Source organism: Streptomyces sp. NPDC047079 (assembly GCF_040643755.1).
Taxonomy (GTDB): Bacteria; Actinomycetota; Actinomycetes; order Streptomycetales; family Streptomycetaceae; genus Streptomyces.
Window position 1 is genome coordinate 123977 of sequence record NZ_JBEYUZ010000009.1, and the last position, 20766, is coordinate 144742.

Sequence of the window (20766 nt, forward strand, 5' to 3'; positions counted from 1 at the left end):
GAAGTCACGGGCTCTCCACGGCGTCGCGTGGAAATTAAATGTTTAGCCTGACGCTTTACAGGGATGGCGAATCCGACAACTCGCGCCCCGGCGGCAGCTCGCCCGGCGCCCCTCACGACAAGGTCAACGACAACAGTGAAGACCACGATGATGTTCCGCACCATAGCCAACCCGCGGCGCACGACGCTGGCGCACCTCGCCGACGCCGACGAGCTGGGGGCCCCGGCGACGCCGGAACACTCCGTCGACCTTCCCACCCAGACCGCCAATCCCAAGCGCACCGTTCTCATGGAGGTCCCGGCCCAGGCCTCCGCCGCGGAGTAGTACGCGCGCCGGGCACACCCCGCTCAAACGCCCTGCCGGCCGCCGCGCGCGCGGCCGAGGGCGCGGCCCCGCCCGGGTTGCGTAGGCCTGCGGGGGAGCGGTCGCTCCAGAAGCCGACGGGCCGCGTGCGCGCGCGGGACCGGACGGGCAGCGTGCCCGCGGGACCGCCCCGGGGACGTCCGCCCGAAGCCATGTGTCACGGGGTGCCCGGACGCCGGCGATGCCCCCGCGATCCCGGTGGTCGCCGTCGTCATGCGGGAGGCCACCGCCCCCGGCCGCGTTAGCCTGGAGCCTCAGACTCCAGCCAGCTCAGTTAAGGGGCGCAAGCATCCCGTGCGCATCGCCAGGTTCTCCATCGACGGGAACGTCGCCTTCGGCGCGGTCGAGGGCGACAAGCCGGACGAGCTCGTCCTCGACATCATCAAGGGCATCCCGTTCGCGGACTTCGAGCTCTCCGGAACGAAGGTGCCGCTGAACAAGGTCAGGCTGCTGCCCCCCGTGCTCCCCAACAAGGTCGTGGCCTTCGGCCGCAACTACGCGGAGCACGCCCGGGAGCTGGGCAACGAGGTGCCCGAGGCCCCGTTCGCCTTCTTCAAGCCGTCCACCTCGGTGATCGGCCCCGGTGACGAGATCGCCTACCCGTCCTTCTCCCAGGAGCTGCACTACGAGGCCGAGCTGGCCGTGGTGATCGGCCGCCTGTGCCGTGAGGTGCCGCGCGAGCGCGTCAAGGACGTGATCCTCGGCTACACCTGCGCCAACGACGTCACAGCACGCGACGTCCAGCGGCGCGAGAAGCAGTGGGCCCGGGCCAAGGGGTTCGACACCTCCTGCCCCCTCGGCCCCTGGGTGGAGACCGACGTCGACCCGAGCGACCTCACCATCCAGCTCACGGTCAACGGCGAGCAGCGCCAGCTCGGCCGTACGAGCGAGATGATCCACTCGATCGAGGATCTGATCGTCAACATCACCGAGGCCATGACGCTGCTCCCCGGCGACGTGATCCTCACGGGCACCCCCGCGGGGGTCGGCCCCCTCAACGTCGGCGACGAGGTCGCCGTCACCATCGAAGGCATCGGCACTCTCACCAATAAGGTGATCAAGCGTGGCTAACGGATCCGTCCGTGTACGTTTCTGTCCGTCCCCGACCGGCAACCCCCACGTGGGACTGGTCCGCACGGCCCTGTTCAACTGGGCGTACGCCCGCCACACCGGCGGCACGTTCGTCTTCCGCATCGAGGACACGGACCCGGCCCGTGACTCCGAGGAGTCGTACCTCCAGCTCCTGGACTCGCTGCGCTGGCTGGGCTTCGACTGGGACGAGGGCCCGGAGGTCGGCGGCCCCCACCCGCCGTACCGCCAGTCCCAGCGGATGGACATCTACAAGGACGTCGCGCAGAAGCTCCTGGACGGTGGGTACGCCTACCGCTGCTACTGCACCACGGAGGAGCTGGACGCCCGCCGTGACGCCGCCCGCGCCGCCGGGAAGCCGTCCGGGTACGACGGGCACTGCCGCGACCTGACCGCCGAGCAGGTGGCGGCGTACGAGGCCGAGGGCCGCACGCCCATCGTCCGCTTCCGCATGCCCGACGAGACGATCACCTTCACGGACCTGGTCCGCGGCGAGCTGAGCTTCACGCCGGAGAACGTGCCGGACTACGGGATCGTACGAGCCAACGGCGCGCCCCTGTACACGCTCGTGAACCCGGTCGACGACGCCCTGATGGAGATCACCCACGTCCTGCGCGGCGAGGACCTGCTCTCCTCCACCCCCCGCCAGATCGCCCTCTACAAGGCGCTGACCGAGCTGGGGATCGCGAAGTCCGTGCCCGCCTTCGGCCACCTGCCGTACGTGATGGGCGAGGGCAACAAGAAGCTCTCCAAGCGCGACCCCCAGTCGTCGCTGAACCTCTACCGCGAGCGCGGCTTCCTGCCGGAGGGCCTGCTCAACTACCTCTCGCTGCTGGGCTGGTCGCTCGCGCCGGACCGCGACATCTTCTCGGTCGACGAGATGGTCGCCGCCTTCGACATCGCGGAGGTGAACCCCAACCCCGCCCGCTTCGACCTGAAGAAGGCCGAGGCGATCAACGCGGACCACATCCGCCTGCTGGACGTGAAGGACTTCACCGAGCGCTGCCGGCCGTGGCTGAAGGCGCCGTTCGCCCCCTGGGCACCGGAGGACTTCGACGAGGCGAAGTGGCAGGCGATCGCCCCGCACGCGCAAACCCGTCTGAAGGTCCTGTCGGAGATCACGGAGAACGTCGACTTCCTGTTCCTGCCGGAGCCGGTCTTCGACGAGGCGTCCTGGGCGAAGGCGATGAAGGAGGGCAGCGACGCGCTGCTGCGCACGGCCCGGGAGAAGCTGGAGGCGGCCGACTGGACGTCCCCGGAGTCCCTGAAGGAGGCCGTCCTGGCCGCGGGCGAGGCCCACGGCCTCAAGCTCGGCAAGGCCCAGGCCCCGGTCCGCGTCGCCGTCACCGGCCGCACGGTCGGCCTGCCGCTCTTCGAGTCCCTCCAGGTCCTCGGCAAGGACAGGACGCTGGCCCGCATCGACGCGGCACTGGCGAGGTCGGCGGCGTAGGCGCTCGCTGATCCACAGGGCGGCAGCCACAAGGCTGCCGCCCTGTCGTATTCCCTCCGCCGTCCCTCGTGCGCCCCGAAGGCCCCGTGCGTCAGTCCTGGGGACTACCGTTCGGGCAACGCACCGCGCGGTCGCCGCGGGGCCGAAGTCCCCCGTGCCACTTGCGGATCCACCGTGCGCAGTCCCCGAAGGAAAGGCGCTCTCATGCCGATGCCCGCCCGCGACTACACATGGCTCTTCACCCCCGGAAGCACGTTCCGGTACGAGTCGGGAACGGTCGGCACGATCGACGTGAGCCCCGGCGGTGAGCTGTGGCTGCCCACCGGCCGGATCGTGGCCTGTGACCCGTTCGTCTACCTCGGCCAGGGGGACATCGAGCCCTTCGGCGTCTCCGTCCCGCCCGGGCGCTACCGCGTCGACGCGGCCGTGGCGACACTGACCCAGCCCGACGAGCCGCCGTCCGACGACCCCCATCTGCGGGTGGCCGCCGCGCGCCTCGTCATCCGCGACGAGCCCACCGCCCTGTGGGAGCCCGCCCTCCTGCCGGGCCAGGACGCCGGCGCGCTCGGCGAGGACGAGTTCTACGGCTACGGCGTCGACGCCGGCACCGGCTGCTTCTACGACGCCGCGGCCGAGTCCTCCTTCCAGGGCTGGGAGGGCGACGAGGGGCCGCTGTGGGACGCCTTCGAGAACAGCGACTGGGCCCCCGGTCCGCACCTGGTCACCGCACCGGACACGGGTCACACCGTGGCCGCCTTCACCTCCGGCTGGGGAGACGGTTTCTACCCCACCTGGATCGGCCGTGCGGCGAGCGGTGAGGTCACCTGCTTCGTCACCGACTTCTTCGTCGCCCCCGACCCGGCAGACGCCGAGGAGCCGAGCGGGGCTGCCGCTGCCACGGGCTGAGCGGCTACCGTCGTCGGGCCCGGTCAGGGCCCCGAGCCGGAGGTGAACCCCGTGCCGATCAAGGCCGTCGTCTGGGACGTCGACGACACCCTCTTCGACTACACGACCGCCGACCGCGCCGGGATGCGCGGGCACCTGACCGCCGAGGGGCTGCTCGGCGGGTCCGGGAGCGTGGAAGGGGCCCTCGTGCGGTGGCGGCAGATCACCGATCTCCAATGGGCCAGGTACGCGGCCGGGGAGACCTCTTTCGAGGGACAGCGCCGGGACCGCGTACGGGTCTTCCTGGGACGGGCGCTGACCGACGACGAGGCCGACGCCTGGTTCCGGCGCTATCTGGACCACTACGAGGCCGCCTGGGCTCTCTTCCCGGACGTCCTGCCCGTCCTGGACACCCTTGCCGCCAGCCACCGGCACGCCGTGCTGTCCAACTCCAGCGTCCACGTCCAGGACCACAAGCTCCGCACCCTCGGCGTCCGCGACCGCTTCGAGGCCGTGCTGTGCGCCGCGGAGCTGGGCGTCTCCAAGCCGGACGCCCGGGCCTTCCGCGCGGCCTGCGACGCCCTCGGGCTCGCCCCGGGGCACGTCGCGTACGTCGGTGATCACCCGGAGATCGACGGTCGCGGAGCCGCCGAGGCCGGGCTGCTGTCCGTGTGGATCGACCGCGCCGGTGTGCGCGTCGTCACGGACCCGGGCCCCGCCGGGCCTCCCGAAGGGCCCGCCGGCCTGCACCGGATCGCTTCCCTCGGCGAACTCCCCGCGCTCCTCGGCGCGGATACCCGTTTTGGAGCGCCGTCCACCTTCGGGTAATGTTCTTCCTGCGCCGCCGGAGAGCGGGCCGAAAGGCCGGTACCGGAGGCGCAAGCTAGAACAAAACCCCCTCAGGGGCTTGCGTTCCAGTGGCCTATGGTGTAATTGGCAGCACGACTGATTCTGGTTCAGTTAGTCTTGGTTCGAGTCCAGGTAGGCCAGCTCGCAGAGCTCATCTGCACTCGCGGATCTCATCCGCAAGCCCCCGTTGTGTAGCGGCCTAGCACGCTGCCCTCTCAAGGCAGTAGCGCCGGTTCGAATCCGGTCGGGGGTACAGATCCTTCCCGCGAGGACAGCCGGGTCGCTCCCGTTGCTCTCGATGCAGGATCGCTAGGGCCCCCGTTGTGTAGCGGCCTAGCACGCCGCCCTCTCAAGGCGGTAGCGCCGGTTCGAATCCGGTCGGGGGTACTGTCTGGTCTAAACCACATTGGTCTATGGTGTAATTGGCAGCACGACTGATTCTGGTTCAGTTAGTCTTGGTTCGAGTCCAGGTAGACCAGCTCGGATCTGCGGAAACGTAAGATCCTCGCCCCCGTTGTGTAGCGGCCTAGCACGCCGCCCTCTCAAGGCGGTAGCGCCGGTTCGAATCCGGTCGGGGGTACGAGTTCGCAGGGCCTCCACCCCGGTGGAGGCCCTGCGGCGTTTCCGGGTGCCGTCAACTGCGCGAGTGGCACGAGGACTTCGGCGTCCCGGCCCGGGGGCCGCACGGACGCGCGTGATCCGTGTTTCCTGTGGCCGATGGGGCCGATGTGGCGAGTGTGGCACATGCGGCCGGTGTGGCGTAGCGCCCCTCTGTTGCAGAAGTGACCGATGTGGCTGAGGCGATGTGTCCCCTGTGGCGCGGCGCCCAGGTATCCGAGCTTTCTGAGCATCGCGCACGAGTCCCAGGTCTCCGAGCTCTCCGCGCCCGCGTCCGCTGTCGGAAGGGGCCTGCCGCGGCGTTGAGGCCGGCCTGTCCTTCCTCGAGATGCCCTCGATGTGCCGCCGGGGCGGTCAGCCGGAGCGGCGCAGAGCCTCGGAGAGGCGGGCGGCCGCGTCGATGACCGCCTGCGCGTGCATCCGGCCCGGGTGGCGCGTCAGGCGCTCGATGGGGCCGGAGACGGACACCGCCGCCACCACACGGTTGGAGGGGCCCCGCACGGGCGCGGAGACGGAGGCCACGCCGGGCTCGCGCTCCCCGATGGACTGGGCCCAGCCCCGGCGCCGTACGCCCGACAGGGCCGTCGCCGTGAAGCGGGCGCCCTGGAGGCCGCGGTGCAGCCGCTCGGGCTCCTCCCAGGCCATCAGGATCTGCGCCGAGGAGCCGGCCTTCATGGTGAGGGTGGAGCCCACCGGTACCGTGTCCCGCAGGCCGGACAGGCGCTCCGCGGCGGCGACGCAGATACGCATGTCCCCCTGACGGCGATAGAGCTGAGCGCTTTCGCCCGTGACGTCGCGCAGGTGGGTCAGCACCGGACCCGCCGTCGCCAGCAGGCGGTCCTCGCCCGCCGCCGCGGCCAGCTCGGCCAGCCGGGGGCCGAGGATGAAACGGCCCTGCATGTCACGCGCCACCATGCGGTGGTGCTCCAGCGCCACGGCCAGGCGGTGGGCCGTGGGTCGTGCCAGTCCGGTGGCGCCGACCAGACCCGCGAGGGTGGCCGGACCGGACTCCAGAGCGCTCAGGACGAGGGCCGCCTTGTCCAGAACGCCGACGCCGCTACTGTTGTCCATGCAACGATACTCACGTCTCACTCTGTGAAACGCAAGTTCAATTTTCCGTGGAACGCGCCACCCTGGAATTCACGACGGCCCGCGGACCAACGGGCCCGGCGGCGGACGCCCGGAAACGAGGGGGACGGGCGCTGCCACCCCAAGATCTCTAGTTGGGTCGGCGCACTCGTGCCCGGCCGAAGGGAAAGCGATGGGTAGGACACTCGCGGAGAAGGTCTGGGACGACCATGTCGTCCGGCGCGCCGAGGGCGAGCCCGACCTCCTCTACATCGATCTGCACCTGCTGCACGAGGTGACCAGCCCCCAGGCGTTCGACGGGCTGCGCAAGACCGGCCGCCAGGTGCGCAGGCTCGACCTCACCATCGCGACCGAGGACCACAACACCCCCACCCTCGACATCGACAAGCCCATCGCGGACCCGGTCTCCCGCGCCCAGCTGGAGACGCTGCGCAAGAACTGCGCCGAGTTCGGCGTCCGTCTCCACCCGCTGGGCGACATCGAGCAGGGCGTCGTGCACGTCGTCGGCCCCCAGCTGGGCCTGACCCAGCCGGGCACCACCGTCGTCTGCGGCGACTCCCACACCTCGACGCACGGTGCCTTCGGCGCGCTGGCATTCGGGATCGGCACCTCCCAGGTCGAGCATGTGCTCGCCACCCAGACCCTGCCGATGGCCCGGCCGAAGACCATGGCCATCACGGTCGACGGCGAGCTGCCCGAAGGCGTCACCGCCAAGGACCTGATCCTGGCGATCATCGCCAGGATCGGCACCGGCGGCGGCCAGGGCTACATCCTGGAGTACCGCGGCTCGGCCATCGAGAAGCTCTCGATGGAGGCCCGCATGACCATCTGCAACATGTCCATCGAGGCCGGTGCCCGCGCGGGCATGATCGCCCCCGACGAGACCACCTTCGCCTACCTCAAGGGCCGCCCGCACGCCCCCGAGGGCGCCGACTGGGACGCCGCGGTCGAGTACTGGAAGACCCTGCGGACCGACGACGACGCGGAATTCGACGCCGAGGTCCGGATCGACGCCGCCGAGCTGTCCCCGTTCGTCACCTGGGGCACCAACCCGGGCCAGGGTGCCCCGCTTTCGGCCTCCGTCCCCGATCCGGCTTCGTACGAGGACGCTTCGGAGCGCCTCGCCGCCGAAAAGGCCCTCGAATACATGGGGTTGGAGGCCGGTCAGTCGCTGCGGACCATCAAGGTGGACACCGTCTTCGTAGGCTCCTGCACCAACGGCCGCATCGAGGACCTGCGCGCCGCGGCCGAGATCCTCAGGAGCCGCAAAGTCGCCGACGGCGTACGGATGCTGGTCGTCCCGGGATCCGCGCGGGTGGGCCTGCAGGCCGTCTCCGAGGGCCTGGACGTGGTCTTCAAGGAGGCCGGCGCCGAATGGCGGCACGCGGGCTGCTCGATGTGCCTCGGCATGAACCCCGACCAGCTGGCCCCGGGCGAGCGCTCCGCCTCCACCTCCAACCGCAACTTCGAGGGCAGGCAGGGCAAGGGCGGCCGTACGCACCTGGTCTCGCCGCAGGTGGCCGCCGCGACGGCGGTCCTGGGCCACCTCGCGTCGCCCGCCGACCTGACCGACGCCGACACTCGTACGCCCGCTGGAGTCTGAGACGCCATGGAAGCATTCACCACGCACACCGGCCGGGCCGTCCCGCTGCGGCGCGGCAACGTCGACACCGACCAGATCATCCCCGCCCACTGGCTCAAGAAGGTGACCCGGGACGGGTTCGAGGACGGGCTGTTCGAGGCCTGGCGCAAGGACCCCGAGTTCGTGCTCAACCGCCCGGAGCGCCAGGGCGCGACCGTCCTGGTCGCGGGCCCCGACTTCGGTACCGGCTCCTCCCGTGAGCACGCCGTCTGGGCGCTTCAGAACTACGGCTTCAAGGCGGTCATCTCCTCTCGCTTCGCCGACATCTTCCGTGGCAACTCGCTCAAGAACGGCCTGCTCACGGTCGTGCTGGAGCAGAAGATCGTGGACGCGCTGTGGGAGCTCACGGAGAACGACCCGCAGGCCGAGGTCACGGTCGACCTTCAGGCCCGCGAGGTGCGCGCCGCGGGCGTCACCGCCGTCTTCGAGCTGGACGAGAACTCCCGCTGGCGGCTGCTGAACGGCCTCGACGACATCTCGATCACCCTCCGGAACGAGGCCGACATCGCCGCGTACGAGGCCGGTCGCCCGGCGTACAAGCCGCGGACGCTCCAGGTCTGACCCGGGGCCGCCCGCAAGGGCGGGTTTCGGCCACCGCAACACCTGTCTGTACCCCCAATCGTGGACGGTTGGGGGTACAGCCGTATCCGCCCCCGAACGGGTCCGGCGCGCCGCCTCGAAGGACGCCAACACCGCTCGTTACAAAGGTCATTGCCGGGGTATTCGCTGCTCGGCGGCACCGGACGCCCGGCTCCGGGGCAGGCCGCGGGGAGGCGGCAGTTGCCCCCAGCGCGGGCGACAACTCGCCCCAGATGGCACAATCTGTGCATGGACAACGACGGCCAACTCGAGCTCTATACGGCGGTCGCGGCCCAACTCAAGGAAGCGCACTCCAGTGTGCGCGCACTGCAAGTCCCGGAGGGCGTACGGATGGCGCTGACCCGGAAGCTGCTGGTCATTACGGCCGCGGCCAAGCACGATCCCGCCGAAGCGGCCAGGCGTCTCGAGCGGTTCGTCACCGACCTCGACGCGGGGCGAATCCCCGAAGAGGAACTCTGAGGCGGCCGAGTCGGTTGCGGCACAAGGGTGATAAGCCCGTTTCGTGTTTGATTTGCGGTATATATCTGCCTAACGTGCGAAAAAGCTTGAACACTTTCGTTCTGGCGATGTCTCCGAAGGGGAAGACGTGAACAAGGCGCAGCTCGTAGAAGCGATTGCCGACAAGATGGGCGGTCGCCAGCAGGCCGCCGATGCTGTCGATGCGGTCCTGGACGCCATCGTCCGCGCGGTCGTCGGAGGCGACCGGGTCTCGGTCACCGGCTTCGGTTCGTTCGAGAAGGTGGAGCGTCCTGCCCGGTACGCCCGGAACCCCCAGACGGGCGAGCGGGTTCGGGTCAAGAAGACCTCCGTGCCGCGCTTCCGCGCAGGCCAGGGCTTCAAGGACCTGGTCAGCGGCACGAAGAAGCTGCCGCGCGGTGGTGAGGTCTCCGTCAAGAAGGCGCCCAAGGGCAGCCTCACCGGCGGTGCCGCGGCCACGGTGAAGAAGGCCGCGGCCAAGAAGACCACCGCCAAGAAGGCGGCCCCCGCGAAGAGGGCCGCAGCCAAGAAGGCGGCCCCCGCGAAGAAGACCACGGCGGCCGCGAAGAAGACCACCGCGAAGAAGACGACCGCGAAGAAGACGACCGCGGCCGCGAAGAAGACGACCGCCAAGAAGACCACCGCGAAGAAGGCGGCGGCCAAGAAGGCCCCGGCGAAGAAGGCCCCGGCGAAGAAGTCCACCGGACGCAAGACCACGGCCAAGAAGACCACCGCCCGCCGGTAGCGGGGCGCACGGGCACTCACGCGCCGGGCCGGGCTCCCAGGGGGAGCCCGGCCCGCGGTGTGTCCGGGGGTGTGTTCAGAAGGTGTGCAGGGTCACCAGCGTGATCCGCCGGGCCTCGCCCTCGCCCTCCGTCTCGATCCGCACCCGCTGCCCCGGGCGCAGCAGCCGGAGCCCGCCCGCGTCGAACGCGGGCGCGTCGAAGGGGACGGGAGTGCCGTCGTCGAGCAGCACCTGGCCGGTGCGGGTCTCGGGATCGTAGGTGTACGCGGTCGCCTGCATGACGGCAGCCTATCGACCGTCTGTCGACCGTCCCACGCCTGTCCCGGCCGCTGCCCGGCCGGGCAGCACGCGGCCCCCACGGGGCGGGCGGCGCTGCGCCCGCACGGGAAAGGAGACCTGTCCGCAGGCCGTGGCAGGCGCCTCAGCCCGCCGGCTGTCCCGGGATCAGCAGCCGGGCCGCCGCCGCTGCCGTGCGCGGGCCCACGCCCAGGGCCAGCGCCGCGCGCAGGTCGTCGCCGGTGTCCACGTCCTGACGTACGGAGTCCACCGCGTCGAGGGCGATTTCCACCGCGCCGGAGGCGCGGTGCCGCGCCCGCGAATCCGTACCGAAAGCGGGCAGCAATTCCCGTCCGGGGCCCGCGGCGAGCAGCGTCGTTCCGATTCCGGCGGCATCGGGCAGAAAAGCGCGCGGGAATTCGGCGGCCGCATCGAGGACCCGGGTCAATTCCATCGGTCGCAGTGCCGGGAGATCGGCATTCAGTGCGGCGACGGCGGCGCCGGGCCGAAGCCCCCGTACGACCTTCTCCCCATGGGCGAGCGCGGCGTTCAGACCGTCCGCCGGCTCGTCCGTGACCACCCGGGCACCCAGGGCCGCCAGCTCGCGCGCGGCCCGTGGGTCGCCCGTGACGACCGCCACATCACGCACCGCCGCACAGGCGAGCGTCGCGGCCACCGTGTCCTGGGCGAAGGCGAGGGCGAGTCCCGGACGCAGACCGTCCGCGGCGGTGTCCGAGAGCCTGCTCTTGGCCCGCGCAAGGGCTTTCAGAGGTACGACCACAGTCCACTGCACGAGCGCTCCGTCCCTGTCTTGGCGCGTCCATTGTCACCCGGATCCTCCCCGGACACCGTCGGCCCTCCCGGCGGTCGGCGCGTGGAAAAGGTGTGCGAAGCCCCATGCAAGGGCGGTCGCGGGAGACGGGCGGGCGTACGGTGTTCTCGACAGACGGGCGGCGCGGGGCGACACTTGTGCGGCCCCAGCCCCCAGCCCGGGCCTGACCGCCGGGTCCCTAGAGGAAGGTGTCCGCGTGCCCCGCCGCAGAATCGGCTTCTGGTACCGCTTCGCAGCGGTCCTCTGCAAACCGCCGCTGGTGGTTCTGCTCAAGCGGGACTGGCGCGGAATGGAGAACATTCCGGTCGATGGCGGATTTATCACCGCGGTGAACCACAATTCGCATGTGGACCCGTTCGCCTACGCGCACTACCAGTACAACACCGGGCGCGTTCCTCGTTTCCTCGCCAAGAGCGGTCTTTTCAAGAAGGGATTGGTCGGTGCCGCGATGCGCGGCACCGGGCAGATTCCCGTCTACCGCGAGACCACGGACGCCCTCAGCGCCTTCCGGGCCGCGATCGACGCCGTGGAGCGCGGAGAGTGCGTCGCCTTCTACCCCGAGGGCACCCTCACCCGGGACCCGGGGGGCTGGCCGATGACCGGCAAGACCGGTGCCGCCCGCGTCGCGCTCCAGACCAAGTGCCCGGTGATCCCCGTCGCCCAGTGGGGGGCCAACGAGCTGCTGCCGCCCTACGCCAAGAAGCCGAACCTCTTTCCGCGCAAGACCCACCATGTGCTCGCGGGCCCGCCGGTGGACCTCACGCGTTTCTACGACAAGGAGATGTCCCCCGAGCTCCTGAAGGAGGCGACGGAGGCCATCATGGCGGCCATCACCCGCCAGCTGGAGGAGATCCGCGGCGAGAAGGCGCCCGAGAAGCGGTACGACCCGCGCGAGGTGCGCATCCAGCAGCGCCGCCGCACTGCCGCCCAGGAGAAGGCACGCGAGAAGGAGGGGCAGGGCAAGTGAGCAAGCCGGTCAAGGCGGCCGTGTTCGGGACGGGATCGTGGGGAACGGCCTTTGGCACGGTGCTCGCCGACGCCGGGTGCGAGGTCACCCTGTGGGCGCGCCGCAGGGAACTCGTCGAGGCGGTCAACTCCACCCGTACGAACCCGGACTACCTGCCGGGCGTCGAACTGCCCGAGAACCTGAGGGCCACCACGGACCCGGCCGAGGCCGCGCGGGACGCCGACTTCACGATACTCGCGATCCCCTCCCAGACCCTGCGCGGGAACCTGGCCGAGTGGACGCCGCTGCTCGCGCCCCGCACGATCCTCGTCTCGCTGATGAAGGGCGTCGAACTCGGCTCCGCCATGCGGATGAGCGAGGTCGTCGAGGACGTCGCCAAGGTCGGCCCGGAACGCGTCGCCGTCGTCACCGGACCCAACCTGGCCCGTGAGATCGCCGCGCGGATGCCCGCCGCCGCCGTGGTGGCCTGCACCGACGAGGCGGTCGCGCAGCGCCTCCAGACCGTCTGCCACACGCCGTACTTCCGCCCGTACACCAACACCGACGTCGTCGGCTGCGAACTCGGCGGGGCGGTCAAGAACGTCATCGGTCTCGCGGTCGGCATCGCGGACGGCATGGGTCTCGGCGACAACGCCAAGGGCTCGCTCATCACGCGCGGGCTCGCCGAGACCACCCGGCTCGGGCTCGCCATGGGCGCCGACCCGCTGACCTTCTCCGGTCTCGCGGGCCTCGGCGACCTGGTGGCGACCTGCTCCTCGCCGCTGTCGCGCAACCACACCTTCGGCACCAACCTGGGCAAGGGCATGACGCTGGAGGAGACCATCGCGGTCACCCGGCAGACCGCAGAGGGCGTCAAGTCCTGTGAGTCCGTGCTGGATCTGGCCCGCAGGCACGGCGTCGACATGCCCATCACGGAGACGGTCGTCGGGATCGTGCACGAGGGCAAGCCGCCGGTCGTCGCTCTCAAGGAGCTGATGTCGCGCAGCGCGAAGCCCGAACGACGCTGAGCGACCCACGCCGGCGGACGCTGTCTCAGGGTCCTACCACCGGGTACTCTCATCGCGATATGAGCACCGAGAACCTCCCCCAGAGCCCTGGGCAGCCCCCTCGCAAGCCGCGCGTCGCCGTCGTCTGCGGCGGCCGCAGCTCGGAACACGGCATCTCCGTGGTCACGGCCGGTGCCGTGCTGAGCGCCATCGACCGGACGAAGTACGACGTCCTGCCGATCGGCATCACCCGGGACGGCCGTTGGGCGCTCACCGCCGACGAGCCCGAGCGGATGGCGATCACCGACCGCCGTACGCCCAGCGTCGAGGAGCTCGCCGAGTCGCACGAGGGCGGCGTCGTCCTGCCCGTCGACCCCACGAGCCGCGAAGTCGTCTACAGCGAGCCCGGTTCGGTGCCCAAGGCACTGGGCGAAGTCGACGTCGTCTTCCCGGTGCTGCACGGCCCCTACGGCGAGGACGGCACCCTCCAGGGCCTGCTGGAGCTGTCCGGTGTGCCGTACGTGGGCTCCGGAGTCCTCGCCTCCGCCGTCGGCCAGGACAAGGAGTACATGAAGCGCGTGTTCACCTCGTTCGGGCTGGAGGTCGGCCCGTATGTGGTGGTCCGCCCGCGCGAGTGGGAGCGCGACCAGTCCGCCGCCCGCAAGAAGATCGTGGACTTCGCCGGCGAGCACGGCTTGCCGCTGTTCGTGAAGCCCGCGCGCGCGGGTTCGTCGATCGGCATCACCAAGGTCGACGACCTCTCGGGGCTCGACGAGGCGATCGCGGAGGCCCAGCGGCACGACCCCAAGATCCTCGTGGAGGCCGCGATCCGGGGGCGCGAGATCGAGTGCGGTGTCCTCGAGTTCGAGGACGGCCCGCGCGCCTCGGTGCCGGCCGAGATCCCGCCGCCGGACACGCACGCGTACTACGACTTCGAGGCCAAGTACATCGACTCGACCCCCGGCATCGTGCCCGCGCCGCTGACCGACGAGCAGACCGCCGAGGTCCAGCGGCTCGCCGTGCAGGCGTTCGAGGCCGCGTCCTGCGAGGGCCTGGTCCGCGCGGACTTCTTCCTCACCGAGGACGGGAAGTTCGTGATCAACGAGATCAACACGATGCCCGGTTTCACGCCGATCTCCATGTACCCGCAGATGTGGCAGGCGAGCGGCATCAGCTACCCCGAGCTGGTGGACCGCCTGATCCAGGGCGCGCTGCACCGGTCAACGGGCCTGCGGTAGCACCGGGAAGGCCCCTCAGTCGGCGATCCCCTCGGGGATCGCCTTCCTGACGGCGGGCGCCAGACCGACGAGCGGAGCCACCCCGGCCCCCGTGCGCTCCTTGGGCAGGCTCACCTCGACATATGCCTGGCGCAGCGTGGTGGTGAAGAGGAACGAGCCGTCGTCCCGCTTCTGAAGGAGCCAGCCCACTCGGTCGACCTCCACGCCGTCGGCCTCGGCGTCGTCCATCTGCGCGGGCCTCGCCACGCCGCAGCGCAGTATGATCGCCGGGCTTCCCCAGCCCGCCGTCAGTGCGGACCGGGGCTCGGGATCGTTCCGCTCGAGGCCGTCCACCTTCCGCGGCAGCACCTTGTCCAGGTTCCGGCACAGCTGCGTGACCTTCGCGTCCGGGCTGGGAACCGCCGCCGAGGGGCTGCCGTCACGTGAGGAACAGCCCGCCGCGGCGATCAGCAGGGCGAGGGCGGGCAGTCCGAGGAGCCGGTGACGGAAGAAGTTCACCGGCCAAGGGTAGACGGGGGCTACAGGTGCACCACCGGGCAGGTCAGGGTGCGGGTGATCCCGTCCACCTGCTGGACCCTCGCGACCACCATGCGACCCAGTTCGTCGACGGTGTCGGCTTGGGCGCGCACGATGACGTCATAGGGACCGGTCACGTCCTCGGCCTGGATGACCCCAGGGATCTTGCTGATCGTCTCGGCGACGGTCGACGCCTTGCCGACCTCCGTCTGGATCAGGATGTACGCCTGTACCACGGAACCTCCAGGGCGGCCACGAGGATCATGTGGGGAGAAGGGACGCCACGGTATCGCGCCGCCGCTTGCCGCGGGGAGACCCCCGGGGGCTGTGGCGTGAGCGCCGGGGAACTCCCGCGACACAAGTTGACGGTCGACTCGACCGTACCGGGCGACCACGAGGGCTCGCGACCGGGCGCGGCAGGCAAGAGAAGGGGACGTACGACGATGAAGGGCACCGTGGGCGAGCTGGGCGAGTTCGGGCTCATCAGGGAGCTCACCTCGCGGCTCACCACCACCCCGGCGGTCCGGCTCGGCCCCGGCGACGACGCCGCGGTGGTGGCCGCCCCCGACCGCCGGGTGGTGGCGAGCACCGACATCCTCCTGGAGGGCCGGCACTTCCGCCGGGACTGGTCGACGGCGTACGACGTCGGGCGCAAGGCGGCCGCGCAGAACCTCGCGGACATCGCCGCGATGGGCGCCGTGCCCACCGCCCTGCTGCTCGGTCTCGTCGTCCCCGCCGAACTGCCCGTCACCTGGCCCACCGAGCTGATGGACGGCCTGCGCGACGAGTGCCAGGTCGCGGGCGCTGCCGTGGTGGGCGGCGATGTCGTACGCGGAGACACCATCATGATCTCGATCACCGCGCTCGGTGATCTGCGCAACCACGAGCCCGTCACCCGGGCCGGCGCACAACCCGGCGACATGGTCGCCGTCACCGGCTGGCTCGGCTGGTCCGCGGCCGGGCACGCGGTCCTCTCCCGCGGCTTCCGCTCGCCCCGGGCGTTTGTCGAGGCGCACCGGCGCCCCGAGCCGCCGTACCATGCGGGACCGGCCGCCGCCGGGCTCGGCGCGACCGCGATGTGCGACGTCAGCGACGGGCTCATCGCCGACCTCGGCCATATCGCCGAGGCCAGCAAGGTGCGCATCGACATCCGCTCGGGCGCCATCGACATCCCCTCCCAGATGAACGACATCGGGCAGGCCGTGGGCGTCGACCCCATCCAGTGGGTGCTCACGGGCGGCGAGGACCACGCGATCGTGGCGACCTTCCCACCGGACGTGAAGCTGCCCGCGCGCTGGAAGGTGATCGGCGAGGTCCTCAACCCCTCCGCGCTGCCCCAGGTGACGGTCGACGGAGCGCCGTGGACCAGCAAGGGCGGCTGGGACCACTTCGGCGGCATCGAGTCGTAGCCGCTTGGGCGGCGACGGGGCAGGGCCACCCGCGCCGCGCACCGCCGGGGCTGTCACGCGGGATACGCCGGCAGTTCGATGTCCGTCGCCGCCTTCTCCGTCAGCCGCTTGAAGAAGCCCGCCAGGAGGCGCGAGGCCAGCAGCCGGTACATCCGGTCCCGGCTGCGGATCCGCCGCTCGGTCGCCGGCGCGAAGAACGGGCCCGCGTTGCCGGAGATCTTCTGGCAGCCCTTGGCGAAGTCCCGGATCCGTGCCTCGTACGCGGCCAGAGCCGTGCGGTGGTCGCCGCGGGCGAGGGCGAGTTCGCCCGCCAGGACGTACGCGCCGACGACCGCCACACCGGTGCCCATCCCGCCCATGGTGGCGCCGTATCCGGCGTCCCCGAGGAGCACCACGCGCCCCTTGGTCAGACGGTCGATGTGGATCTGGGCGATCTCGTCGAAGTACAGGTCGTCCGCCGTCTCCAGGGCCTTCAGCACCGCGGGTGTCTCCCAGCCCATCCCCGCGAACCGCTCGGCGAGGATCCCCTTCTGCGCGGCGATGTCCCGGCGGTCGTACGCGAGCTGCTCGGACCGGAAGACGAGCAGGGCGCCCGCGCGGTCCGGGTCGCCCCCGTAGTTGGCGATGACCACCGCGCGGCCGGGCTCGCTGTAGAGGCGCCCGGTGCGGTCCAGGCCCAGGTGGTTGGGGATGCCGAAGCCGGCCACGTAGTGGTCGAGGAAGCGCAGATGGCGGGACTCCTCGCCGAAGACCAGGCGCCGGGTGCGCGAGTGCAGCCCGTCCGCGGCGACGACCAGGTCGAAGCGGCGGGGCGCGCCCCGCTCGAAGGTGACGTCGACGCCTTCGGGGGTGTCGCTGAGGGTGGCGATGGAGTCGCCGAACACGTACTCCACGCGGTCCTTGGTGCGCTCGTACATGATCCGTGCGAGGTCACCGCGGAAGATCTCCACATCACCGCTGATCATCTCCGCCGGCAGGTCCACGCGCGGGGTGCCGTCGGCACCCACCACGGTCTGCCGGCCCATGTGGGTCTGGTGGGCGTGGATGTCGTCCCAGATGCCCATCGCGGTCAGCACCCTGCGGTGCACATGCCCACGGAAGTCGACCGCGAAGCCGCCCTCGCGCAGGGCGGGCGCCTTCTCGACGACGGTGACGCGGGCGCCGTACCGGGCGAGGTTCAGGGCGACGGCGGGTCCGGCGACGCTGGCGCCGGAGACGAGGACGGTGAGGTGGCCGAGGTCGGGTGTGTTCGTCATGGGCAGGAGCTTCGGCCACGGCGCTGACCGTCCTCCTACCGTTCGCCGACCGCCGCTGACCGCAGACGTCGTCCCTGGTCGAAGGACTCTTCGTAGGCTTCGGGGGACAGCCTTTCGCGGGTGGTCCGGTCGGTGCGTACGACATCGGGGTCGCCCGGCAGCGGCGCGCCCCGCAGGGCCGTGGCGGCGCCGAGCAGCTCGGCCGCGCGCTCGGGGGACTCGGCGACCGACGCCAACGCCTCGGCCACGGCCGCGAGTTCCAGCACGCCGGGCCCCTCCGCGGCGAGCCCGGCGGCCTGCCCCAACCAGGCGCGGGCCTCCTCCGTCCGCCCCTCGGCGGCCGCCGTTCGGCCGAGCCCGATCAGGATGCGGACGCTCTCTCCCACGCTGAACCAGTTGGCCGCGCACGCCTGAAGGGCCCTCTCGTACTCCACGCGCGCGTGGGCGGTGTCCCCGGTCAGCCGGGCGAGATCACCGAGGCCGCGGCGGGCGGACGCCTCCTTGTCGGGCACACCCGCGGCGCGGGCGAGGCCGGCCGACTGCTCGAAGTGCGCGGCCGCCCCCTCGAAGTCGCCCTGGTGCAGCAGCGCGGTCCCCCGGGAGCGCAGCAGATCCGCGGTCTCCTCGGGCGCCCCCAGCTCCCGGACGTGCGCCAGGCCCTCGTCGAACAGTTCCAGCGCCCGCCCGTACTCACCGCGCCCGTCGGCGAAGCCGCCCAGCGGATCGAGGCAGTTGGCCATGCCCCAGCGGTCACCGGTCGCGCGGAAGCCGGCCAGGGACCGGGTGAAGGCGGCCTCGGAGTCGTCGGGGCGGCCCGCGAACTGCGCCTGGTAGGCGAGCCCCAGATCCAGCAGCGCGCGGCCCCACGGGTTCTCGCCGAGCCACATGGCGCTGAGCTGTGTGTCCGCGGAGAGCAACGGGCCTCCGCAGAGCGCCCACAGGACCATCGTGAACGGCAGCCGCAGCGGCCGGTCCAGGGCGCGCAGGATCTCGGAGACGCGCGCGAGGCGACCGGGTTCCGCCGGGTCGTCGCCGCGTCCGGTGACCGTGTTCATCGCGCACAGGGCGTACTCCTCGGCGAGCCCCTCGGGAGGTTCGTCGCCTATCACCGCCAGCAGCGCGCGGGCGACGGGCACCTGTTCGCCGTGCGGACCGCGCAGCCGCCAGAACCACGAGAGGTGAGCCATGAGCCGCAGCGCCTCCCCGGGAGCCGTGGCCACGAGATGGCGCAGGGCCGCATCCAGATTGCCGTGCTCGGCGGTCAGCCGGGCCAGCCAGGTCAGCTGTTCGCCGCCGCGGATGTACGGCTCCGCCCGCTCGGCCAGCCGCAGGAAGTACGCGGCGTGCGCGTCCCGCAGCCGTTCACGCTCACCGGCCGCCAGGAGGTGCTCGGCGGCGAACGCGCGGAGGGTCTCCAGCATCCGGTAGCGCCCGTCGCTCACCTCGAGGAACGACTTCTCGGCCAGCGACGCCAGGAGGTCCTCCGGGTACGGCACACCGCACACCGCCTCTACCGCGGGGAGCGTGGCGCCACCCTGGAACACGGACAGCCGCCGGGCCAGCTCCCGCTCCTCGTCGTCCAGCAGGTCCCAGCTCCACTCCACGACCGCGCGCAGGGTGCGGTGCCGGGGCGCCTTGGTGCGGTCCCCCCGGGACAGCAGCCGGAACCGGTCGTCCAGGCGGTCGGCCAGCTCCTCGGGGGTCAGTGTGCGCAGCCGGGCCGCGGCCAGCTCGATGGCCAGCGGCAGCCCGTCGAGCGCGGCGCAGACGTCCGCCACGCGCGCGTGCCCGTCGAAGCCGGGGCGTACGGCCCGTGCCCGGTCCAGGAAGAGCCCCATCGCGTGCTCCGGGGGCAGCGGCGGCACGGGGCACAGCACCTCCCCGGTGATGCCCAGGGCCTCGCGTCCGGTCGCCAGGATGCGTACGCCGGGGCAGGAGCCGAGGACGAGCGAGGCCAGCCGTGCCGCGTCCTCCACGAGGTGCTCGCAGTTGTCGAGCACCAGCAGCAGCTCCCGGTCCTCCAAGGCGGCCAGCAGCCGTTCGCCGGCGTCGGCGGCGGGCCCCCGGAACCCCTCGCGCACACCGAGCGCGGACAGCACCGCATACGGGATCCGGGAGCCGTCGGTCAGGGGGGCGAGCTCGACGAAGCGGACGTCGGGGGTGGTGGTGCGGGCCCTTGTGCCGGGGTCGGCAGTACGAGTGTCGCCCCGGCCTTCGGCGTACGTGCGTGCCGCCTCCGTCGCCAGGCGGGTCTTGCCCGCGCCGCCCGGGCCGGTGAGGGTGACCAGACGGGTGCCGGACGAGAGGAGCAGCGTGCGGACGCGGGCGAGTTCCTGGGCGCGCCCGACAAAGCGGGTCAGCTGGGCGGGCAGGCGACCGCCCTGAGCGGGCCTCGTGCCGCGCAGCAACTCCTGGTGCAGGCCGGACAGCTCGGGCGAGGGGTCGGCGCCGAGTTCCTCGGCGAGCGTGCGGCGGGCCTCCTCGTAGACCGTGAGAGCCTCCGCGGACCTTCCGCTCGCGTGCAGGGCCCGCATCAGCAGCGCGTACAGCCGCTCGCTCAGCGGGTGGGCGGCGAGCAGCTCACGCAGCTCGGGCACGAGGCGGGGGCCGGCGCCGAGCGCGAGGTCCGCCTCGGCCCGGTCCTGCACGGCGGCCAGCCGCAGCTCTTCGAGGCGGACCCGCGCGGCGGGTGCGCCGGGAAGATCGGCGAGGGCGGGACCGCGCCACAGGCCGAGCGCCTCCCGCAGCACGGCCACGGCCCCGCCGTGGTCACCGGCCGCCAGGGCCGAGGAGCCCTCCCGGGCGAGCCGCTCGAAGCGGTGGACGTCCACGTTCTCGGGAGAGACGCAGAGCCGGTATCCGGTGGCGGTCGCCTCGATCCGAGTGTGCGGGGCCAGCCGCTTGCGGAGGCGGGAGATCTGCGACTGGAGCGCGTTGGCCCGGCCCGAGGGCGGCTCGTCGCCGTACAGACCGTCGGCGAGGCGCTCCGTGGACACGGTCCGGTCGGCGTCCAGGAGCAGCAGCGTCAGCAGTGCGCGAGGGCGGGGGCCGCCGGGGTCGAGGGGGGCGCCGTCTTCGGTGCGGATGTCGAGGGGGCCGAGGATGCCGAAGCGCATGCGACGGATTCTGGCAGGCGGCGGTCGCGCGGGCACAGCAGAAAGCCGGTCCACGCCAGTGGACCGGCTTTCTGCAGCGAACCAGCGGTGGCCGCGCGCTTGGGGGTCCCCCCTGCTCGAGCGAAGCCGAGAGTTTGGGGGAGGGACGTCAGCGCGAGACCTTGCCGGCCTTGATGCACGAGGTGCAAGCGTTCACGCGCTTCGGCGTCCCGCCCACCACGGTACGCACACGCTGGATGTTCGGGTTCCAGCGGCGGGACGTACGGCGGTGCGAGTGCGAGATGTTGTTGCCGAAGCCCGGCCCCTTGCCGCAGACGTCGCAGTTGGCAGCCACGGGTCACTCCAAAGACTTCAGATGCACTT

Annotated in this window: 21 protein-coding genes and 5 tRNA genes; 18 read left to right on the forward strand and 8 right to left on the reverse strand. The window is 71.5% G+C overall.

The window, feature by feature from the left end; genetic code table 11:
* Positions 1 to 135 precede the first annotated feature (135 nt).
* The 10 genes from ABZ823_RS14955 (at position 136) to ABZ823_RS15000 (ending at position 5216) form a co-directional block, all read left to right on the forward strand.
* Positions 136 to 324, forward strand: coding sequence for a hypothetical protein (locus ABZ823_RS14955; RefSeq protein ID WP_361659010.1), 189 nt, complete (start codon positions 136 to 138; stop codon positions 322 to 324).
* A 333-nt stretch (positions 325 to 657) separates the two neighbouring features.
* Positions 658 to 1434: a fumarylacetoacetate hydrolase family protein gene (locus ABZ823_RS14960; protein ID WP_361659012.1), complete on the forward strand. Its 777-nt coding sequence runs from the start codon at positions 658 to 660 to the stop codon at positions 1432 to 1434.
* Positions 1427 to 2902, forward strand: a complete 1476-nt coding sequence (gltX, locus tag ABZ823_RS14965) for a glutamate--tRNA ligase (RefSeq protein WP_361659015.1) — start codon at positions 1427 to 1429, stop codon at positions 2900 to 2902. The genes ABZ823_RS14960 and gltX overlap by 8 nt, the downstream gene beginning before the upstream one ends.
* A 204-nt stretch (positions 2903 to 3106) precedes the next feature.
* Positions 3107 to 3808, forward strand: coding sequence for a DUF4241 domain-containing protein (locus ABZ823_RS14970; protein ID WP_361659018.1), 702 nt, complete (start codon positions 3107 to 3109; stop codon positions 3806 to 3808).
* 51 nt (positions 3809 to 3859) lie between these two features.
* On the forward strand, positions 3860 to 4615 hold the full coding sequence (locus tag ABZ823_RS14975; protein WP_361659022.1) for an HAD family hydrolase: 756 nt from the start codon (positions 3860 to 3862) through the stop codon (positions 4613 to 4615).
* A 90-nt stretch (positions 4616 to 4705) separates the two neighbouring features.
* Positions 4706 to 4777: transfer RNA gene (locus tag ABZ823_RS14980), tRNA-Gln, on the forward strand.
* Between the two features lie 39 nt (positions 4778 to 4816).
* A tRNA-Glu gene (locus ABZ823_RS14985) sits at positions 4817 to 4889 on the forward strand.
* 61 nt (positions 4890 to 4950) lie between these two features.
* Positions 4951 to 5023 (forward strand) — tRNA-Glu (locus ABZ823_RS14990).
* A 20-nt stretch (positions 5024 to 5043) separates the two neighbouring features.
* Positions 5044 to 5115: transfer RNA gene (locus tag ABZ823_RS14995), tRNA-Gln, on the forward strand.
* Between the two features lie 28 nt (positions 5116 to 5143).
* Positions 5144 to 5216, forward strand: a tRNA-Glu gene (locus tag ABZ823_RS15000).
* A gap of 392 nt (positions 5217 to 5608) precedes the next feature.
* On the opposite strand, the gene ndgR is transcribed toward ABZ823_RS15000, so the two are convergent.
* Complete coding sequence (gene ndgR / locus ABZ823_RS15005) at positions 5609 to 6325, reverse strand: IclR family transcriptional regulator NdgR (protein WP_009320373.1); 717 nt, start codon at positions 6323 to 6325, stop codon at positions 5609 to 5611.
* 190 nt (positions 6326 to 6515) lie between these two features.
* Here ndgR and leuC point away from each other — a divergent pair, with 190 nt between their 5' ends.
* The 4 genes from leuC (at position 6516) to ABZ823_RS15025 (ending at position 9807) form a co-directional block, all read left to right on the forward strand.
* A complete protein-coding gene (leuC, locus tag ABZ823_RS15010) occupies positions 6516 to 7946 on the forward strand; it encodes a 3-isopropylmalate dehydratase large subunit (protein ID WP_361659025.1) in 1431 nt (476 codons plus the stop codon).
* A 6-nt stretch (positions 7947 to 7952) separates the two neighbouring features.
* Positions 7953 to 8546, forward strand: a complete 594-nt coding sequence (leuD, locus tag ABZ823_RS15015; RefSeq protein ID WP_361659028.1) for a 3-isopropylmalate dehydratase small subunit — start codon at positions 7953 to 7955, stop codon at positions 8544 to 8546.
* 267 nt (positions 8547 to 8813) lie between these two features.
* Positions 8814 to 9044 (forward strand): hypothetical protein, encoded by a 231-nt coding sequence (locus ABZ823_RS15020; protein WP_361659031.1) that lies wholly within the window; start codon positions 8814 to 8816, stop codon positions 9042 to 9044.
* Positions 9045 to 9171: 127 nt separating this feature from the next.
* Positions 9172 to 9807, forward strand: coding sequence for an HU family DNA-binding protein (locus ABZ823_RS15025; protein ID WP_361659034.1), 636 nt, complete (start codon positions 9172 to 9174; stop codon positions 9805 to 9807).
* 75 nt (positions 9808 to 9882) lie between these two features.
* Here the strand turns inward: ABZ823_RS15025 and ABZ823_RS15030 are convergent, their stop codons facing one another.
* Together ABZ823_RS15030 and cofC are read right to left on the reverse strand one after the other, a co-directional pair.
* Positions 9883 to 10086 (reverse strand): hypothetical protein, encoded by a 204-nt coding sequence (locus ABZ823_RS15030; RefSeq protein WP_361659037.1) that lies wholly within the window; start codon positions 10084 to 10086, stop codon positions 9883 to 9885.
* 142 nt (positions 10087 to 10228) lie between these two features.
* A complete protein-coding gene (cofC, locus tag ABZ823_RS15035; RefSeq protein ID WP_361659040.1) occupies positions 10229 to 10876 on the reverse strand; it encodes a 2-phospho-L-lactate guanylyltransferase in 648 nt (215 codons plus the stop codon).
* Between the two features lie 235 nt (positions 10877 to 11111).
* Here cofC and ABZ823_RS15040 point away from each other — a divergent pair, with 235 nt between their 5' ends.
* The 3 genes from ABZ823_RS15040 to ABZ823_RS15050 are packed head-to-tail and all read left to right on the forward strand — an operon-like array spanning position 11112 to position 14106.
* Entirely contained in the window at positions 11112 to 11882 is a 771-nt protein-coding gene (locus tag ABZ823_RS15040; protein ID WP_361659042.1) for a lysophospholipid acyltransferase family protein, read from the forward strand.
* Positions 11879 to 12889 (forward strand): NAD(P)H-dependent glycerol-3-phosphate dehydrogenase, encoded by a 1011-nt coding sequence (locus ABZ823_RS15045; protein ID WP_361659046.1) that lies wholly within the window; start codon positions 11879 to 11881, stop codon positions 12887 to 12889. The genes ABZ823_RS15040 and ABZ823_RS15045 overlap by 4 nt, the downstream gene beginning before the upstream one ends.
* A 59-nt stretch (positions 12890 to 12948) precedes the next feature.
* A complete protein-coding gene (locus ABZ823_RS15050; protein ID WP_361659049.1) occupies positions 12949 to 14106 on the forward strand; it encodes a D-alanine--D-alanine ligase family protein in 1158 nt (385 codons plus the stop codon).
* A 15-nt stretch (positions 14107 to 14121) separates the two neighbouring features.
* On the opposite strand, the gene ABZ823_RS15055 is transcribed toward ABZ823_RS15050, so the two are convergent.
* Together ABZ823_RS15055 and ABZ823_RS15060 are read right to left on the reverse strand one after the other, a co-directional pair.
* On the reverse strand, positions 14122 to 14604 hold the full coding sequence (locus ABZ823_RS15055) for a DUF3515 domain-containing protein (protein ID WP_361659052.1): 483 nt from the start codon (positions 14602 to 14604) through the stop codon (positions 14122 to 14124).
* Positions 14605 to 14624: 20 nt separating this feature from the next.
* Positions 14625 to 14858 carry an Lrp/AsnC ligand binding domain-containing protein gene (locus ABZ823_RS15060; protein WP_210889534.1) on the reverse strand — a complete coding sequence of 78 codons (234 nt, stop codon included), beginning with the start codon at positions 14856 to 14858 and terminating at the stop codon, positions 14625 to 14627.
* Between the two features lie 207 nt (positions 14859 to 15065).
* On the opposite strand from ABZ823_RS15060, the gene ABZ823_RS15065 reads away from it, so the two are divergent.
* Positions 15066 to 16031 (forward strand): thiamine-phosphate kinase, encoded by a 966-nt coding sequence (locus tag ABZ823_RS15065; RefSeq protein ID WP_361659056.1) that lies wholly within the window; start codon positions 15066 to 15068, stop codon positions 16029 to 16031.
* A 53-nt stretch (positions 16032 to 16084) separates the two neighbouring features.
* Here ABZ823_RS15065 and ABZ823_RS15070 read toward each other — a convergent pair whose 3' ends face one another.
* From ABZ823_RS15070 to rpmB, 3 genes are all read right to left on the reverse strand, one after another.
* Complete coding sequence (locus tag ABZ823_RS15070) at positions 16085 to 17287, reverse strand: FAD-dependent monooxygenase (protein ID WP_361659059.1); 1203 nt, start codon at positions 17285 to 17287, stop codon at positions 16085 to 16087.
* 35 nt (positions 17288 to 17322) lie between these two features.
* Positions 17323 to 20403: a BTAD domain-containing putative transcriptional regulator gene (locus ABZ823_RS15075; protein ID WP_361659062.1), complete on the reverse strand. Its 3081-nt coding sequence runs from the start codon at positions 20401 to 20403 to the stop codon at positions 17323 to 17325.
* Between the two features lie 148 nt (positions 20404 to 20551).
* Entirely contained in the window at positions 20552 to 20737 is a 186-nt protein-coding gene (rpmB, locus tag ABZ823_RS15080) for a 50S ribosomal protein L28 (protein ID WP_003993230.1), read from the reverse strand.
* Positions 20738 to 20766 lie beyond the last annotated feature (29 nt).